The following is a 16563-nucleotide window of genomic DNA, read 5'->3' as shown; positions in this document are numbered from 1 at the left end:
AGCCGCCGTCCGGCGGCGCTCTGCCCCCAGCCGGCCATGGCCTCATCTGTCGGTGATGCCGAAGAGCCATGCCGTGTCCTCCGGGCCCGGCGCTCCGAGGCCGGGCGCGGGCAGCCGGCGGACCTCGCCCGTTCGCAGCGCGACCGTGGCCCGTGGCCGCATCGGCCCGTCGCCCCTGCGTGAGAGCAGGACGAGCTCCCAGACGGTCGCCGCCATGGTGTCGAGCCGGGCGACACAGTCGGCGGTGACTCGCCGCGGATCCCGGGTCCGGCCCAGGGACAGATGTGGGGTGAACCTCTCGGCGGGCCCACTGCAGCGCGGGAACCGCTGCCGCAGCAGGCGGTGCAGGTCGGCCCACGGCGCCTGGCCGGCTGCCGTCGGGTCGAGCCACACCGTGGAGTACGCCCTGTGCCGGAAGGTGCGCACCCCGTCCAGCCGGGCGGTGAAGACCGGTGTCGCGGCCGTCGCCGCGGCAAGCAGCGGGGCGGCCCGCTCGAAGTCGGACTCGGGCACGAAGCCGAAGAGCACATTGACGTGCGGCGGCCATCGGTGGATCTGCGGATCGTAGTCACGGCGAATGTCCTGGATCGGCGGCCACAGCTCCGCAGGCGGGATCCAGGCCACCGCTGTGCGGGCCGTCGGGGGCACATCGAGGACGCCGACAGGATCGCCCCCGCCGGAGCTCGTATCGATGCTCGGGTCCGCCTGCGGGTCCCGCACCCGTCCGGCGCCCGACGCGTCAACGCGGTCCACGCCCGTGGCCCGGTCCCAGACCACCTCGCCGTCCGCCTCGATGAACACCACCCGGTGCCACGGGATGTCGCCCCCGGGCACGAATGAAGGCAGCGGGACGCGTTTGCAGGCCTTCCCGCGCTCGCTGATCCCCAGCACGAACCGGGCCGGGTCGAACCGCGGATCCCAGCGGACCCATTGATAGATCTCGTCGCTGGTTCGCATCACGCCTCCTCGCCCGCTCACGCCGCGACCGGCCGGACCGCCGCTTCAGTGCGGCTTCACATACTCCAGCTTCCCCACGTCCGGCACATCGGGCAGCTTCTCCCGGCCGGTCGGGAGTGCCTCCGCCGACGTGTCGCCCATGAGGTACCGGCGGAAGAAGGCGACGGTGCGGCCCATGGCGATCCGGCGCCGGCTCTCAGACCCCCGTCCGGCCGTCGATGCGCTCGCGGACGAGGTCGGCGTGCCCGCAGTGGCGGGCGTACTCACCGATCATGTGCGTGTAGATCCAGCGCAGGGTGACCTGCCCGCCCATGAACGGGCTGGTGTCGTCGAGCGACCGGGCGGCGCAGTTCGCCCTGGCTCGCTCCACCTCTGACTGCCATGTGGACAGCGCCGTGTCGTAGCCGGCCCCCTCGGCGAGGTCGAACCCACCGTCGTGCGCCGACGGGTCGGCGTCGGGCGTGAAGATCGGCGGCGCGTCCTCCTGGACCAGGACCCGACGGAACCAGTTCCGCTCGACCTCCGCCATGTGCTGGACGAGGCCGAGCAGGCTGATCGGCGAGGGCTCCACGGATGCCTCACGCAACCGCTCGTCGTCGAGCCCCTCGCACTTCTGGGCAAGGGTGGTGCGGTAGAAGTCCAGCCAACTCGTCAGCGAGGTCCGCTCATCGGCGTCCAGGGGCGGCATGGCGCGGTCGGGAGTGCTCATGGGCGACACCCTGACACGAGGGTCTGACAGCGGCAGTGATCACCGGGCCGCCGCCGCGCTCGCACACGGCGGGACTCGGGCTGGATGACTTCTTCCGTCAACGGCCATGGAGTCGCGCATGACCAGCCGACGACCGGCATGGTCTCGTCATAGTGCGGCACCAAGTCGGCGGACACCAGCGCGGGCATGCGGTAATCGGAGTCGCGGACGTGGGCCAAGAACGTTTCGGGCAGGGCGACATGGTGCGTCGCGAGGAATACGAGAAGTCCTGCCGCCACAGCCAGGACCCGTCCGTGAGCAGCGACGAGCACCCCGCGGAGCGGCGGTGCGGAAGCCCGGTGAGAACATCCCGCCCCGCTTCCGTCACGTCCAGCAGCACATGACCGGCATCCAAGCAGGCCACGATCTCGCCCACGTCGTCGGACCACCCAGGGCCGCATCGAGCGCACTTCCGACCACCCACAGGAGCAACAACCGTCCGGCCTCCCGGGCACCTCTGAACAATTCATTCCCACACGCCGCCGGGCAAGCCCGATGATGTGTGCATGGCACTGAAGGAGACATTGGAGCGCGTGGACGCCGACCTCGCCGCAGGACGCGTACCCATGGCCCGCCAACGACTGCGCGGACTGGTCTCGTCCTACCCGCACTCCCCGGCTCTGCGCCGACGCCTGGCCGACATCTACCGGATGTACGGCGACCCCGCCGAGGCCGGCCGTTGGACGTACCTCGAAGAGGACAGGCTCCCGGAAGAGGTCGCCGCGTTCGAGAAGAGGTACAGCGACCCCGTACGGCGGATGCGCGCCCTGGCCTGGCGTGGCCAGGAACCGGCGGCCGACTCCCCCTTTGTCGAGCAGCAGTTGGCGGCCGTGCGGATCGCCGCCTCCAAGGCCCTCGGCCACCCGGTCACCTGGGACACGCTCGCTGAGGTACGAGGTGACGCGCCGGAGGCTGGTTCGTTCCGCCAGTCCTTGGCTGCCATGGGCTGCGCGCTCCTGGCGATCGTGTTCGTCGGAATCTGGGTGAACGGGTTCCTCGACCTCTTCCGCTGACAACGAGTACCTCGAAGTCGCCCGAGGCTACGCCACCGTCCTGTCCGCGACGCTGCCGTGCTCGGTGTTGAGGCGGGTGACGGTGTACCCGTTCTCCTCGTCGGCGTACGTGATGCGCTCCAGCACACCTTCGAAGACGACCATGTCGGACTTGATTCGACGGTATCGGGCGGGTACGACACTCCTTTTCCGGCCCATGCGTCGCGCGCCACGGTCAAGGCGATGCGGTCGATCCAGTTGATCGAATCCGTGACGTCGGGCTCGGCGATGGGCCGTCGTTGCTTGAGGTCGCCGTCCACGAGATCCGCGTCGTGCGCGATCTTGTTGCGGCGGGTGGTGATGCAGAAAGTCGTCGACGTCGACCGCCGCCGGCCGGAATGGGGCCGGATGCCACCCGGCGTCGACCACCTGCGAGATGGCGGACTCCCCGCGCCTCCCCGCCCGGCCGCGACTTGTCCGGCGTCACGCCGTGACTCCGTCGCGACGGACTTCCCGTCTGCCCCGTACCCGGCGAGCCGCAGCGTCCGCCGCCGCACTGCCGACCGTCGCCCACGGCTGCACGCATCCGCGTTCGGAACCACGAAGATCCGTCCGCACGCAGCGTGATACCGGTCGTGCGCGGGGGGGGTCCGCGGGCTACCTCAGGTCACTTCACATGGCCCGACCGCGCTCCAACTGCGCCGCGTATTTCATTCATTACACGGGACTAATTAAGGGATTCTTTCGCGCGCCATAGACCATATAGTGATGTCCGTTTTGCGGTTATTTAACACTTCTGTCGCGTGATGTGGCCGACATGATGCACGTCACCATGACGCGACTTAGTAGGACAGAAGGCCGTCTGATTACCTGTTTGTGGCGATTCAGGAAGCAGTTGCTCGTTCCCTGTACGAATTCCGATAGTAAGTGGAGTCATTGACCGAAACTTAAACCTGGCTTAACAATTCTTGGCATCCCCACGGAAGAGGTAATTTCCGATGCAGATCTCCGCGATGTCCAAGAAGTTCGCCCACATGACCCAGACCAAGAAGATCTCGCTGGGCATGGCCGCCGCAGGAGCGGCACTCGTCGCCGGTTCCCTCGCCGGCGCCCCGACCGCCTCGGCCGCCGCCCCGACCCAGGCCGGCGACCGCGTCAGCACCTGGATCAACCAGTCACTGGAAATCATGCGCGCGCAGGGCATCCCGGGCTCCTACAACGGGATCCACCGCAACCTGATGCGCGAGTCGAGTGGCAACCCGAATGCCATCAACAACTGGGACTCCAACGCCGCCAAGGGCATCCCGTCCAAGGGTCTGCTCCAGGTCATCGACCCGACCTTCAGGGCGTATCACGTCCCCGGCACCTCGTGGAACATCTACGACCCCGTCGCCAACATCACCGCCGCCTGCAACTACGCAGCACAGCGCTACGGCTCGATCGACAACGTCAACTCGGCCTACTGATCAGCGTGTGATGCAACGTCGGGAATTCGCGAGACGGTCCCGACCAGGCGAAACGGCGTTCGGTCATAAGGCCGGACCCCCTCGCCTTCCTGCACAGCCAGTGGAGCAGGGCACCAGGCCCTATCCGAAGACCATCATCGCCGAAATGGAAGCCCGCCCTGTGCTTTCGGTGACCGACAGCACAGGGAAGGTCTGGGTGCGGCGTGACGACGTCAGCCAGCACCTGGTGCGGGCCGTGGACCTGAGCGCTCCCGAGGCCACCCGCATTCTCGACGCCGAGACCATGGGCAAGCTGAAGTACCCGCCGGTCATGATGTTCTACCGCTACCTGCGCAACGACGCTGCGGGCTTCAACCAGGCCTTGAACGATGCCCTGCGCCGGCACAAGGAGTACTGGACGGCCGACGAAGACCGCATCCAGAACATCGAAGGAGTCGTGGCCATCGCTCCGCTGGCGGCGGCCTGCCTGGCGAAGGCCAACGGCGTTCCGATCGAGGTCGAGTCCGGCTATCTGCCGGACGCCCTGCTGGACTTCGCCTGGCGCGGCGAGTTCGACGCGTAGCGATCGAAGTCGAGTCCGAGTACCTGCCCGTGGCTCTTCTGAAGCGCAACCGGGTGGGCGAGTTCGATACCTGAGCCTTGCCCTCAGCCAGGGCGGGGTGGCGCCGCCGACTGCGGCTCGACGCGGAGACCCCAGCGGGGGGCGTGACCGACGCCTCTGCGCCCGGGATACGAAACGGGGCCCGGTCAGAAGACCGGACCCCCCTCGATTCCCCCTCCGTCAGGGCTTCCCGATCCCCCCGGATCCCTCCCCGGAAGCGCCCGACGACAGATATGACTCGGAGGGGTGCCGAACGGTTGCGCGCCTTGACGATTTCTTTACCTTGGTGACAAAAAGGCCCTCTCAGCAGGCGTGTTCGGCGTAGCGGGACGCGACCTCGGCGAGGACTTCGGCACCGTCGCGGGCCCAGAGGCCCTCGTTGAAGATCTCCACCTCGATCGGGCCGTCGAAGCCGGCGTCCTCGACCAGGGAGCGGAAGGCGCGGAAGTCCACGGCTCCGTCTCCCAGTTGACCCCGGCCGAGCAGGACGCCCGCCGGGAGCGGGGTGATCCAGTCGGCCAGCTGGAAGGAGTGGATGCGGCCGGCCGCGCCCGCGCGGGCGATCTGGGCGGGTGCCCGGTCGTCCCACCAGACGTGGTACGTGTCGACGACCACCCCCACCTGGTCGGCGGGGAAGCGTTCCGCGATGTCCAGGGCCTGGGAGAGCGTGGAGACGACGCAGCGGTCCGAGGCGAACATCGGGTGCAGCGGTTCGATCGCGAGGCGCACTCCACGCTCGGCCGCGTACGGCGCGAGCTGCCCCAGGGCGTCCGCGACGCGTTCGCGGGCGCCCTGCAGGTCCTTGCTGCCCGCCGGGAGGCCGCCGGAGACGAGGACCAGGGTGTCGGTGGACAGGGCCGCCGCCTCGTCGATCGCGGCGCGGTTGTCGTCCAGGGCGCGGGCCCGCTCCGCCGGGTCGAGGGCGGTGAAGAAGCCGCCCCGGCAGAGGCTGGTGACGGTCAGTCCGTTGTCGGCGAGCAGGGCGGCCGTGCTCTCCACGCCGTACTCCTGGACGGGGGCCCGCCACAGGCCCACCTTGTCGATGCCCGCCTTGGCACAGCCCTCGGCCAGCTCGGGCAGCGACCACTGCTTGATGGTCTCCTGGTTGATGGAGAGACGGCCGTCGCTCATCGGGTGCCTCCGTTGACCGTGAGCAGGGCGCGCATCCGGGATTCGGCCAGTTCCGGATCGGGGAACAGGCCCAGTCGGTCGGCGAGTTCGTACGCCTTCGCCAGATGCGGCAGCGAGCGGGCGGACTGCAGGCCGCCGACCATGGTGAAGTGGTCCTGGTGCCCGGCGAGCCAGGCGAGGAACACCACACCCGTCTTGTAGAAGCGGGTGGGCGCCCGGAAGAGGTGGCGGGACAGTTCGACCGTCGGGTCGAGGAGGTCGCGGAAGCCCTGGGTGTCGCCGGTGTCCAGGACGCGTACGGCGTGGGCGGCCAGCGGACCCAGCGGGTCGAAGATGCCGAGCAGGGCGTGGCTGAAGCCCCGGTCGTCGCCCGCGATCAGCTCGGGGTAGTTGAAGTCGTCGCCGGTGTAGCAGCGGACCCCGCCGGGCAGGCGGCGGCGTACGTCGATCTCGCGCTCGGCGTCCAGGAGCGAGATCTTGATCCCGTCGACCTTGTCCGGGTGCTCGGCGATGACCTTCAGGAACGTGTCGGTGGCGGCGTCCAGGTCCGAGGAGCCCCAGTAGCCCTCCAGCGCCGGGTCGAACATCGGGCCGAGCCAGTGCAGGACGACCGGTTCGGAGGCCTGGCGCAGCAGGTGCGCGTACGTCTCCAGGTAGTCCTCGGGCCCCTTGGCCGCGGCGGCGAGCGCACGGGAGGCCATCAGGATGGCCTGGGCGCCGCTCTCCTCGACGAGCGCGAGCTGCTCCTCGTACGCGGCCCTCACCTCGGCGAGCGGGACCGGGCCGGCGGGGAGCTGGTCGGTGCCCACACCACAGGCGATACGGCCTCCGACGGCCTTCGCCTCGGCGGCGGAACGGCGGATCAGTTCGGCCGCGCCCGCCCAGTCCAGACCCATGCCGCGCTGGGCGGTGTCCATGGCCTCGGCGACGCCGAGACCGTGCGACCAGAGATGGCGGCGGAAGGCGAGGGTGGCGTCCCAGTCGACGGCGGCCGGTGAGTCGGGGCTGATGTCCGCGAACGGGTCGGCGACGACATGGGCGGCGGAGAAGACCGTACGGGAGGCGAGCGGTGCGCCGTCGGGGGCGAGGTCGAGCGGGGTGGCGCGGGGCTCGTACGGGCCCTGCGGGAGGTGGATGGTCACGGGGTCGGCTCCGATGCTCCGTACGCGGGGTTGATGGTCACGGGATCGCCTCCGACGTCCCGTACGCGAGGTGGCCGGTCAACGGATCGGCTCCGTCGCCCTGCACGCCGGGTGGCTCGTCACGGCGTCAGCTCCGGCACGTCGAGGCGGCGGCCCTCGGCGGAGGACTTCAGACCCAGTTCGGCGAGCTGCACTCCGCGGGCACCGGCCATCAGGTCCCAGGTGTACGGCTCGTCGAGGGCGATGTGGCGCAGGAAGAGCTCCCACTGGGCCTTGAAGCCGTTGTCGAAGACGGCGTTGTCGGGCATCTCCTGCCACTGGTCGCGGAACGACTCGGTGACCGGGAGGTCCGGGTTCCAGACCGGCTTGGGGGTGGCCGAGCGGTGCTGGACGCGGCAGTTGCGGAGTCCGGCGACGGCGGAGCCGTGCGTCCCGTCGACCTGGAACTCGACGAGTTCGTCGCGGTTGACGCGGACCGTCCAGGAGGAGTTGATCTGCGCGACGGCACCGCTCTCCAGCTGGAAGATGCCGTACGCGGCGTCGTCGGCGGTGGCGGCGTACGGCTTGCCGCGCTCGTCCCAGCGCTGCGGGATGTGCGTCTGGACGTGCGCCTGGACGGTGGAGACCCGGCCGAACAGCTCGTGGAGCACGTACTCCCAGTGCGGGAACATGTCGACGACGATGCCGCCGCCGTCCTCGGCACGGTAGTTCCAGGACGGGCGCTGGGCCTCCTGCCAGTCGCCCTCGAAGACCCAGTAGCCGAACTCGCCGCGCACGGAGAGGATCTCTCCGAAGAAGCCGCCGTCGATGAGGCGCTTCAGCTTCAGCAGGCCCGGCAGGAAGATCTTGTCCTGGACGACGCCGTGCTTGATCCCCGCGTCACGGGCCAGCCGGGCCAGCTCCAGGGCACCCTCGACGTCCGTGGCGGTGGGCTTCTCGGTGTAGATGTGCTTCCCCGCGGCGATCGCCTTCTTGATCGCCTCGACGCGGGCCGAGGTGACCTGGGCGTCGAAGTAGATGTCGATGGTCTCGTCGGCGAGAACCGCGTCGAGATCGGTCGACCACTCGGTCAGACCGTGCTGCGCGGCGAGCTCCTCCAGCGCATGCGCGCGGCGGCCGACCAGGACGGGCTCGGGCCACAGCACGTCGCCGTCGCCGAGGTCGAGGCCGCCCTGCTCGCGGATGGCGAGGATCGAGCGCACCAGGTGCTGCCGGTATCCCATGCGACCCGTGACGCCGTTCATGGCAATGCGCACTGTCCTGCGTGTCACGAAAGTTCCTCCATACACCCGTAGCAAGCGCTTTCTATCGGAGATGACGCTAGCCTGCCGACAGCGGCCCGGACAAGAGGGGGCGCGCCGGCAACCTCTCTCACTCCTCTCAACCCCGGCACTCCTCGGAGGAAAGCGATGACAGTCACCCTGGCTGATGTGGCGGCCCGCGCCCGGGTGTCCCCGGCCACCGTCTCCCGCGTGCTGAACGGCAACTACCCGGTGGCCGAGTCCACCCGGGAACGGGTGCTGCGCGCGGTGGACGACCTGGACTACGTGCTCAACGGGCCCGCGAGTTCGCTGGCCGCGGCCACCTCCGACCTGGTCGGCATCCTGGTCAACGACATCGCCGACCCGTTCTTCGGGATCATGGCCGGGGCGGCGCAGACCGAGATCGGCGGGCCCGGGGACGGTTCCGGCCGAGCGGGCGGCGAGAAGCTCGCCGTCATCTGCAACACCGGCGGCTCCCCGGAGCGCGAGCTGACCTATCTCACTCTCCTCCAGCGCCAGCGCGCCGCCGCCGTCGTCCTGACCGGCGGCGCCGTGGAGGACCCGGCGCACCGGGCGGCGGTCTCCGCCAAGCTGACGAAGCTCGCGGACGCGGGCACCCGGGTGGTGCTGTGCGGGCGGCCCCCGCTGCCGGGCAGCGAGGCGGTCGTGGCCTCGCTCGCCTTCGACAACCGGGGCGGTGGGCGACGCCTCACCGAGCATCTGCTCTCGCTCGGCCACCGGCGGATCGGCTATGTCGCGGGCCCGTTGGAGCGGACGACGACCCGCCACCGCCTGGAGGGCCACCGGGCCGCGATGCGGGCGGCGGGGCTCGTCGGCGACGGACCGGGTACGGAGGGGAGTCCGGCGCACGCCTACGACGAGGAGCGGCTCACCGTCCACGGCCCCTACGACCGCCGCTCCGGCTACGACGGGACCCTCGAACTCCTGCGCCGCGAACCCGGGGTGACGGCCGTCGTCGCCGCCAACGACACGGTGGCGCTGGGCGCCGGTGCGGCGATCCGGGACCAGGGCCTGCGCATCCCCGAGGACGTCTCGGTGGCGGGATTCGACGATCTGCCGTTCTCGGTGGACGCGGTCCCGGCGCTGACCACCGTACGGCTGCCGCTCTTCGAGGCGGGTGCACGGGCGGGGCGGCTGGCGATGGGCAAGGAGGCGCCGCCGCCGGGAGGCATCGCAACGATCGCGGCCGAGCTGATGGTGCGGGGGTCGACGGCGCCGCCGCGGGCGCGGTAGGCGCGCGGGGGTCGACGGCATCGGCTCGGGCACGAGCAGGTCCGCGGGGGTCGACGGCGCCGGCTCGGGCGCGGTAGGCGCGCGGGGCGCCGGGTCCGATGCGGCGCGCTCGGCTCGCGGCCACGTCCGGGTGCGGCCGCTTCGGGCCCCGGCTCCGACCTCCGACCGGGGTTGTGCCGGGGCCCGTTCCGGTTCCCTTTCGGGCCGCGGGCAGAAAGATGGGGGCGTTGCCCCCATGCCCTGCGAAGGCGTCGCCGGAAGTATGGGGCGTGGCGGACCGGTGGTGCCGGCGCCGGACCGAGGAGGTGCGATGGCGGAGATTCATGCGGGCGGCGGCGAACGGCTGGGCCTCTCTTCCGCGTCACGTCCGGCCGCGGCAGCGGGTTCGTCGGCCGATGCGGTCGGCCTGCTGGAAGCCGAGCGGCCGGCGGCGGACGGGGCCTCCTGGGCCGATGGTTCGTGGTGGCGGCCGGCGCTGACCGGTGACACGCTGCCCGAACGCGCTCCGGACTGGGCGGAGTTCGTCCTGGACGCGATTTCCGCCGCGCCCGAGCGGGCGGTGATCGGCGACCGGGAGGACCTGCCGGGGCTGCGTGGATTCGAGCGCGTCCTCGCCCCGTTCACCGCCTGCGCGGCGCGGCGGATGCGGGACGGTCTGCCGCGGGGGCTGGGCCGGTATGTCGATCTGGACGCCGTGCACGACGACTTCGAGCGCCACCTGTCCCGGCGACTCGCACGGCTCGCCGCCCGGACCCTGGTCCTGGAGCTGCACATGGCACGGCAGGACGGACGGCTGGCCGGGGACGGTCCCGAGGACCGGTTCACCGACTTCCTGCGGCTGACCGGCGCCCGGTCCGGACTGGCCGCGCTCTGCACCACGTACCCCGTACTGGCCCGGATCCTGGCACGTTCCGCGCTCGACTCCGCCGCCGCGCTGGCCGAGATGCTGGTCCGGTTCGCCGCGGACCGGCCGATGCTGCCGGGCGTCCACGAATCCCGGGGCGAAGGGGCCGGGGACGGCCGCCTGGTGGGGGTCGATCCCGGTGCCGGGGACGGCCACCGGGGCGGGCGGACCGTGATGCTGCTCCGGTTCGAGGACGGCGCCCGGCTGGTCTACAAGCCGCGTCCGCTCGCCGCGCACCGGCACTTCAACGAACTGGTCCAGTGGTTCAACGCGCTGCCCGGCACTCCCGGACTCCGTACGCTCGCCCTGCTGGACCGGGGCCCGTACGGCTGGGTGGAGTTCGTCGCGGAACGGCCCTGCCGCTCGGCCCGTCAGGTCGAGACCTTCTACCGGCGCCAGGGCGCGCTGCTGGCCCTGCTGCACGCGCTGGACGGAACCGACCTGCACCACGAGAACCTGATCGCGGACGGGGAGTACCCGGTACTCGTCGACGTGGAGACGCTGTTCCACCCGCCGCTGCCCACCGCGGTTTCGGACGATCCCGCGGCCCGCGCCCTGCACGGCTCGGTGCACCGGGTGGGACTGCTGCCGCAACTGCTCGTCGGGGACGAGACGGCGCTCGACATGTCCGGGATCGGCGGCGGGCAGGCGGCCGATTCCCCGGTGCGCGGCATCGACTGGGCCGACGCGGGGACCGACCGGATGCGGCTGGTACGCCGGACGGCCCGGTTCAGCGGTGCTGCGAACCGGCCCCGGCTGACCGGAGCGCCCGCCGACCCGTCCGCCTTCACCCACGCACTGTGCGCCGGATTCCGCGCCGGATACACCGCGATCAAGGAGGCCCGCGTCGAACTCCTCTGCGCCGGCGGCCCGTTGGACCGGTTCGCACACGACGAGGTGCGGGTGGTGGCACGGCCCACCTGGATCTACGCCTCGCTCCTGGACGAGTCCACGCACCCGGACCTGATGAAGGACGCCGCCGAACGGCACAAGGTGCTCGCCCTGCTGGGCACCGACACCCTGGGATCCGCAGCACTGCCCGGCCTCCTGGACGAGGAGATCGCCCAGCTCTGGTCGGGCGACGTGCCGCTGTTCACGGCCCTGCCCGAACGCACCGATCTGTGGAGCGGGACCGGCCGGCTGCTGCCCGGCCCACTCACCCGGACGGGCCTGTCCCTGGTCCGGGCGAAGCTCGCGGCCATGGACATGGTGGACCGCCAGGACCAGGAACGGATCATCCGAGCCGCGATGGTGACGACCTCGCGGGAGCCCGCCCATGAGCCCCGTCCCGGCCCGCGCCGGATCCGTACGGCCGCGACCGCGCCGGAGCCGGAGCAACTGCTCGCGGCGGCCCGGTCGGTCGGCGACGAGCTGGTGTCCCAGGCCTACTCCGGACCCACCCGGCTGAACTGGATCGGCCTGGAGCTGCTCGACGAGCGCTACTGGCGGCTGGGGCCGATGGCCGCCGACCTGGCGGGTGGCTACACCGGTACGGCGTGCTTCCTCGCCCAGCTCGCCGCGCTCACCGGGGCGGACCGGTACGCCACGGCTGCCCGGGACGCGATGGCGCCCCTCGCCGGGCTGCTGGACGTGCTGCACTCGCGGCCGGACGATCTGGGGCCGGTGGGCTCGGGCGCGTTCGCCGGGCTCGGCGGGATCGCGTACGCGCTGGCCCAGGTCGCGGACACGCTGGACGATCCGCGTCTCGGTGAACTGGTGCTGCCCGCACTGCGGTTGACCGGTGCGGCGGCCATCGCCGAGGGCGAGTACGGGGTGCGCGGGGGCAGGGCCGGCGGCCTGGTCGGTCTGCTCGCCGGGTACCGGGCCACCGGACGGGACGACGTGTGGCGTGCGGCGGAACGCTGCGCCGGGCTGCTGCGCGAGGCACCGCTGCCGGGCACACCGGGGTTCGCCGACGGTTCCGCCGGGATCGGCTGGGCGCTGCTGCGCTTCGCCGAGGCGGGCGGCGGCGAGCCGTACCGTGCCGCGGGGCTCGCCGCGCTGCGGGCCGCGACCGGTGCCGTGGACTGCGACATCTCCTGGTGCCGGGGCCGGACGGGCGTGGCGCTGGCCGTGCTGGACAGCCCGGCGGCGCGGGCCGACGCACTGCTGTCCGCCTGGGCGCGCGAGGCGGCGGCGGACATCGCACGGGCCGAGCCGCCGCCGGACGACAGCCTGTGCCACGGCGAACTCGGTGTCCTCGAACTGCTGCGCCGCAGCGAACCGCCGCATGCCCGCACCCGCTGGGTGGAGCGGGCCGGGGCACTGCTCGCGGCGGCCGACCGGGCGAAGCCGCGCTGCGGGACACCCGGCCAGGTGCCGCATCCGGGACTGCTGACCGGGCTCGCGGGGATCGGGCACGGGCTGCTGCGGGCCGGATTCCCCGACCGGGTGCCTTCGGTACTGCTGCTCGCCGGACCCGCCGTGCGGGTCGCGCCCGGCTGAGCGGTCACGGGAGGGAAACCGGGCGGGAACGGGAGCGGGAAGGAGGCCGGAAACGGGAGCCGTGCCCACGCACCGCTCACATGTCACCGCCCGCCCCTGCACCTCTGCGCGTCGCCCGCACCCCCGCACCGCTCACGCACCACCGCGTCGCACACGCCCCATCGCACCACTCACGCACCACCGCATTGCACACGCCCCATCGCACCACTCACGCACCACCGCATTGCACACGCCCCATCGCACCACTCACGCAACGACAACCTCCCACGAGAAGAGGCAGACCATGCAGATCACCGAAGCTTCCGCCTACTGCGCCGACGAGTTCGACGACGTCGCCGACGAGCACCCCGCCGGCAGGATCGCCCTGGGTGCGGGCGGCAGACTCGGCCTGCGCAGCAGAATCCTCGGCGCCACGGACGGCAACACCGACTGCACCTCGGGCCTGCCGTGGACCACCATGACCTGGGTCTGAGCCAATTCCTTTTCCTATCAAGCGATTTGACGCACTGACCGCTGGGTAGTGGCTCAAGTACCCTGCGTCCATGCGTGCCACTTCGTCTGTGATTGTCGGGCGTGCCACCGAGACCGGCCTGTTGAGCAACGCCCTGGACACCGCGTCGCGGCGTTCGGGGCGTGCGGTCTTCTTCGTCGGGGACGCGGGCATCGGCAAGTCCCGGCTGGCCGGTGAGTGTGCCTACCGGGCGTACGAGCGGGGCATGCCGGTGCTGCGCGGCAGGGCCACGTCGACCGGGCTCGTGGTGCCGTTCCGCCCGCTGATCGAGGCGCTGTCCTCGCGGTTCCGGGCGGCCGGGACGCCCACCGACCCGGAGCTGGACCCGTACCGTCCGGCGCTGGCCCGGCTGGTGCCGGAATGGCGCCAGGGCTCCTCCCCCGGCTATCCGGAGACAGTGGTCGAGCTGGCCGAGGCGCTGCTGCGGCTGCTGTCGGTGCTCGGCCAGGAGCGCGGCTGCGTGATCCTGCTGGAGGACCTGCACGACTCCGACACCGAGACCATCGCGGTGGTGGAGTACGTCATCGACAACGTGGCGGACCTTCCGGTGCTGCTGCTGGGCACGTTGCGTCCGGAGCCCGGTGTCGCCATCGACCTGGTGCGCTCGGCGGAACGGCGGCAGGTCGCCACCGTGCGCGAGCTGGCACCGCTCGGTGACGCGGACGTGCGGGAGATGACCGCCTCGTGTCTGGAGGCCGCCCCGGACGAGGTGCCGCAGGCCACCCACGAACGGCTGGCCGGCCGGTCGGGCGGCAATCCGTACCTGGTCGAGGTGCTGCTCGCCGATCTGCTCGACTCCGGCCGGCTGCGCCGGGCCGGAGGCCGGTGGGAGGAGCAGACCAACGCGGACGCGTCGGTGCCGACCGGGGTGGTGCGCAGTTGGGCGCGGCGGCTGGACCGGTTCGACGAACCGGTGCGCGAGCTGCTGCTGTGCGCGGCCACGCTGGGCAGCCGGTTCTCGGTCACCGTGCTCCAGACCGTCACAGGGTTCGACGACCGTACGCTCTTCAGCCATCTGCGCTCCGCCGTGGAGGCGAACATCATCGCCCCCGACGGGGCGGACCCCGACCGCTACACCTTCCGCCACGCGCTGACCGCCGAGGCCCTGGTGGCCTCGCTGGCACCGGCGGAGCGGGCCGCGACGGCACGCCGCGCGGCCCTTTCCCTGGCCACCGCCGAGCACGAACTCGGTGACGAACAGCGGCAGTTGATGGCCACGCTGCAACTCGCCGGGGGCGACCGGCACGGAGCCGCACGCCAGTTCGCCGGCGTCGGCCGCCGGATGATGGACGCGGGCGCGTCCGGTTCCGCCGTCATCCTGCTGGAACGGGCCCGCTCGCTCGCCCACGAGAACGATCTGCGGGACATCACGGAGTCGCTCGCCATCTCCCATGCCGAGGCCGGTGAGCTCGACACGGCCCTGGCGCTGACCGCGGAGCTTCCCCCGGTACCACCGCGATCCGACGCCTCCGAGCAGCGCGGCGAGACCCACATCCGGATCGCCTGGGCGGCCGTGATGGCGGAGCGTGTGGACGAGGCGGCCGGGCAGATCCGGACCGCGCGGAGCATGCTCGGTACGGCGATCCGCCCCGAGCTGGAGGCGGCGCTCGACGTGGTGGACGGTCATCTGGCCCTGCTGCCCGGTCATGCGGGACACGGGCAGCAGCAGTGCGCGCAGGACGCCGCGCGCCGGGCCGCCGCCGTCGCGGAGGAGCGGAGCCTTCCCGTGGTCGCCTGCCAGGCCTGGCAGCTGCTGGCGCTGCTCTCCCGGGAGCGTGGCTTCGACGAGGCCGACGCGTGCCTGGAGCGGATGCTCGCGGTCTCCGAGCAGCACGCCCTGCCGGTGTGGCGGGTGGAGGCGCTGGTCCGGCTCGGCGCCAACACGTTCATGCGCACCGGCGACCCGGCCCGGCTGGAGACGGCCCGGACCGCCGCCCAGTCGCTGGGCGCGCTGGTGCCGACGCAGACCGTGGACGGGCTGCTCGCCATGAACGCCGTGATGCGTGGCGAGTGGGACGGGGCGCACGAGATCATCGAGCGGTCGTTGGCCGCCAGCGCACGGGTCCGCAATCTGGGGGCGCACCGCTATCTGCTGCTGGCCTCGGCGACGCTCGCCGCGCACCGGGGCCGAAGACGGGACCTGGACCGGGCCATGGTCCGGTTCCGCCGGGCGGGCGGCGAGGAGTCCTTGCTCGTCCCGCTGCAACTGGGGCTCTGCCGTGCCTTCGCCGCACTGCTGGAGGAGGACCGCGAGGGCGCGCTGGCCGACCTGGACGCCTCGCTGGCCTGGGAGCGCGAGCACCCCAGTTTCTTCTATCTGAGCGGGCGTTACGGTCTGCGTCCGCTGCTGCGGATACTGGACGGCCGGGACGGCCGGGCGGAGCTCGACGCGATACTGGAGAGCCCCGGCGCGGACCTGGCCTGGAACCAGCTGTTCCTGCGACTGGCCGAGGGCGTCCTGCACGGCCGTGAAGGCGATGCGGACTCGGCCCTCCGGTCGGTCGGGGCGGCCGTCACCGACGCCGCCGCCTTTCCGCTCGCCCGTCATCTGGGCCTGCGGCTGGTCGCCGGCGCGGCGCTCGCCGAGGAGTGGGGCGAACCGGTGAGCTGGCTGCGGGCGTCGGAGGAGTACTTCTACGGGGCGGGCATCCATCCGGTCGCCGCCGCGTGCCGGGCCGCGTTACGGCAGGCGGGGGCCAGCGTCGGGCAGCACCGGGGCGGCTGGGACCGCATCCCGGCCCTGCTGCGGACGAACGGGGTGACGCCGCGCGAGTACGAGGTCTTCGTGCTGCTGGCGGAACGGCCGGGCAATCAGCAGATCGCCCGGCGGCTGTCGATCTCGCCGCGCACGGTGGAGAAGCACATGGCGAGTCTGCTGAACAAGACGGGGCGCGCGGACCGCGCGGCACTCTGCGAGTTCTCCGCCGAGTGCGCGGCCGAACGCGACTGACGCGGGGCCGGGTTCGGCGGTCCGGGACCGCGCACGGCGGCTCGGGACCGGGTACGGCGATTCGAGGCCGGGTACGGCGGCTCGGGACCGGGCACGGCGATTCGAGGCCGGGTACGACGGCTCGGGACCGGGTACGCCGGCTCGGGGGCGGCGGCCCGGGGCCGGACCGCGGTGTCCCCGTCGGTCCCTCGGTGTCCTGC

Annotated in this window: 13 protein-coding genes; 7 read left to right on the top strand and 6 right to left on the bottom strand. The window is 71.8% G+C overall.

Going from position 1 to position 16563, the window contains the following annotated elements; genetic code table 11:
• Window positions 1-42: 42 nt before the first annotated feature.
• From ACIRP2_RS01705 to ACIRP2_RS01695, 3 genes are read right to left on the bottom strand one after another with little or no spacing between them, the layout of a single operon-like run.
• The gene (locus ACIRP2_RS01705; protein ID WP_404245475.1) at window positions 43-957 is read right to left on the bottom strand and encodes an RNA repair domain-containing protein; all 915 of its coding nucleotides are present in this window, start codon (window positions 955-957) and stop codon (window positions 43-45) included.
• A gap of 45 nt (window positions 958-1002) precedes the next feature.
• On the bottom strand, window positions 1003-1134 hold the full coding sequence (locus ACIRP2_RS01700) for a hypothetical protein (protein ID WP_404245473.1): 132 nt from the start codon (window positions 1132-1134) through the stop codon (window positions 1003-1005).
• Between the two features lie 19 nt (window positions 1135-1153).
• Window positions 1154-1666 (bottom strand): DinB family protein, encoded by a 513-nt coding sequence (locus ACIRP2_RS01695; protein WP_404245471.1) that lies wholly within the window; start codon window positions 1664-1666, stop codon window positions 1154-1156.
• A 545-nt stretch (window positions 1667-2211) separates the two neighbouring features.
• Between ACIRP2_RS01695 and ACIRP2_RS01690 the strand changes: the two genes are divergently transcribed.
• From ACIRP2_RS01690 to ACIRP2_RS01680, 3 genes are all read left to right on the top strand, one after another.
• Window positions 2212-2718: a DUF6584 family protein gene (locus ACIRP2_RS01690; protein ID WP_404245469.1), complete on the top strand. Its 507-nt coding sequence runs from the start codon at window positions 2212-2214 to the stop codon at window positions 2716-2718.
• Between the two features lie 977 nt (window positions 2719-3695).
• On the top strand, window positions 3696-4163 hold the full coding sequence (locus tag ACIRP2_RS01685; RefSeq protein WP_404245467.1) for a transglycosylase SLT domain-containing protein: 468 nt from the start codon (window positions 3696-3698) through the stop codon (window positions 4161-4163).
• Window positions 4164-4332: 169 nt separating this feature from the next.
• Window positions 4333-4725 carry an immunity 49 family protein gene (locus ACIRP2_RS01680; protein WP_404245465.1) on the top strand — a complete coding sequence of 131 codons (393 nt, stop codon included), beginning with the start codon at window positions 4333-4335 and terminating at the stop codon, window positions 4723-4725.
• 342 nt (window positions 4726-5067) lie between these two features.
• Here ACIRP2_RS01680 and ACIRP2_RS01675 read toward each other — a convergent pair whose 3' ends face one another.
• The 3 genes from ACIRP2_RS01675 to ACIRP2_RS01665 all read right to left on the bottom strand — a co-directional run bounded on the left by ACIRP2_RS01675 (window position 5068) and on the right by ACIRP2_RS01665 (window position 8308).
• Window positions 5068-5895, bottom strand: a complete 828-nt coding sequence (locus ACIRP2_RS01675; RefSeq protein ID WP_404245462.1) for a sugar phosphate isomerase/epimerase family protein — start codon at window positions 5893-5895, stop codon at window positions 5068-5070.
• Window positions 5892-7037, bottom strand: a complete 1146-nt coding sequence (locus ACIRP2_RS01670; RefSeq protein WP_404245460.1) for a dihydrodipicolinate synthase family protein — start codon at window positions 7035-7037, stop codon at window positions 5892-5894. Before ACIRP2_RS01670 ends, ACIRP2_RS01675 begins: the two co-directional genes overlap by 4 nt.
• A 119-nt stretch (window positions 7038-7156) precedes the next feature.
• On the bottom strand, window positions 7157-8308 hold the full coding sequence (locus ACIRP2_RS01665) for a Gfo/Idh/MocA family protein (protein ID WP_404245458.1): 1152 nt from the start codon (window positions 8306-8308) through the stop codon (window positions 7157-7159).
• A 138-nt stretch (window positions 8309-8446) separates the two neighbouring features.
• Between ACIRP2_RS01665 and ACIRP2_RS01660 the strand changes: the two genes are divergently transcribed.
• From ACIRP2_RS01660 to ACIRP2_RS01645, 4 genes are all read left to right on the top strand, one after another.
• Window positions 8447-9553 (top strand): LacI family DNA-binding transcriptional regulator, encoded by a 1107-nt coding sequence (locus tag ACIRP2_RS01660; RefSeq protein WP_404245456.1) that lies wholly within the window; start codon window positions 8447-8449, stop codon window positions 9551-9553.
• A 310-nt stretch (window positions 9554-9863) separates the two neighbouring features.
• Window positions 9864-12902, top strand: a complete 3039-nt coding sequence (locus tag ACIRP2_RS01655) for a type 2 lanthipeptide synthetase LanM family protein (RefSeq protein WP_404245454.1) — start codon at window positions 9864-9866, stop codon at window positions 12900-12902.
• A 283-nt stretch (window positions 12903-13185) separates the two neighbouring features.
• Window positions 13186-13374: a hypothetical protein gene (locus ACIRP2_RS01650; protein WP_404245452.1), complete on the top strand. Its 189-nt coding sequence runs from the start codon at window positions 13186-13188 to the stop codon at window positions 13372-13374.
• 70 nt (window positions 13375-13444) lie between these two features.
• Window positions 13445-16363 (top strand): AAA family ATPase, encoded by a 2919-nt coding sequence (locus ACIRP2_RS01645; protein WP_404245450.1) that lies wholly within the window; start codon window positions 13445-13447, stop codon window positions 16361-16363.
• The last annotated feature ends 200 nt before the right edge of the window (window positions 16364-16563 follow it).

Source organism: Streptomyces sp. NPDC101194, from assembly GCF_044767885.1.
GTDB lineage: Bacteria > Actinomycetota > Actinomycetes > Streptomycetales > Streptomycetaceae > Streptomyces.
This window is presented reverse-complemented; position numbering and strand designations above follow the sequence as displayed.

Bases quoted from the DNA above. Each gene is read 5' to 3' on its own strand.
- ACIRP2_RS01645 (WP_404245450.1), top strand. From the start codon at position 13,445: ATGCGTGCCACTTCGTCTGTGATTGTCGGGCGTGCCACCGAGACCGGC.
- ACIRP2_RS01705 (WP_404245475.1), bottom strand. From the start codon at position 957: ATGCGAACCAGCGACGAGATCTATCAATGGGTCCGCTGGGATCCGCGG.
- ACIRP2_RS01660 (WP_404245456.1), top strand. From the start codon at position 8,447: ATGACAGTCACCCTGGCTGATGTGGCGGCCCGCGCCCGGGTGTCCCCG.
- ACIRP2_RS01700 (WP_404245473.1), bottom strand. From the start codon at position 1,134: ATGGGCCGCACCGTCGCCTTCTTCCGCCGGTACCTCATGGGCGACACG.
- ACIRP2_RS01690 (WP_404245469.1), top strand. From the start codon at position 2,212: ATGGCACTGAAGGAGACATTGGAGCGCGTGGACGCCGACCTCGCCGCA.
- ACIRP2_RS01655 (WP_404245454.1), top strand. From the start codon at position 9,864: ATGGCGGAGATTCATGCGGGCGGCGGCGAACGGCTGGGCCTCTCTTCC.
- ACIRP2_RS01695 (WP_404245471.1), bottom strand. From the start codon at position 1,666: ATGAGCACTCCCGACCGCGCCATGCCGCCCCTGGACGCCGATGAGCGG.
- ACIRP2_RS01650 (WP_404245452.1), top strand. From the start codon at position 13,186: ATGCAGATCACCGAAGCTTCCGCCTACTGCGCCGACGAGTTCGACGAC.
- ACIRP2_RS01685 (WP_404245467.1), top strand. From the start codon at position 3,696: ATGCAGATCTCCGCGATGTCCAAGAAGTTCGCCCACATGACCCAGACC.
- ACIRP2_RS01675 (WP_404245462.1), bottom strand. From the start codon at position 5,895: ATGAGCGACGGCCGTCTCTCCATCAACCAGGAGACCATCAAGCAGTGG.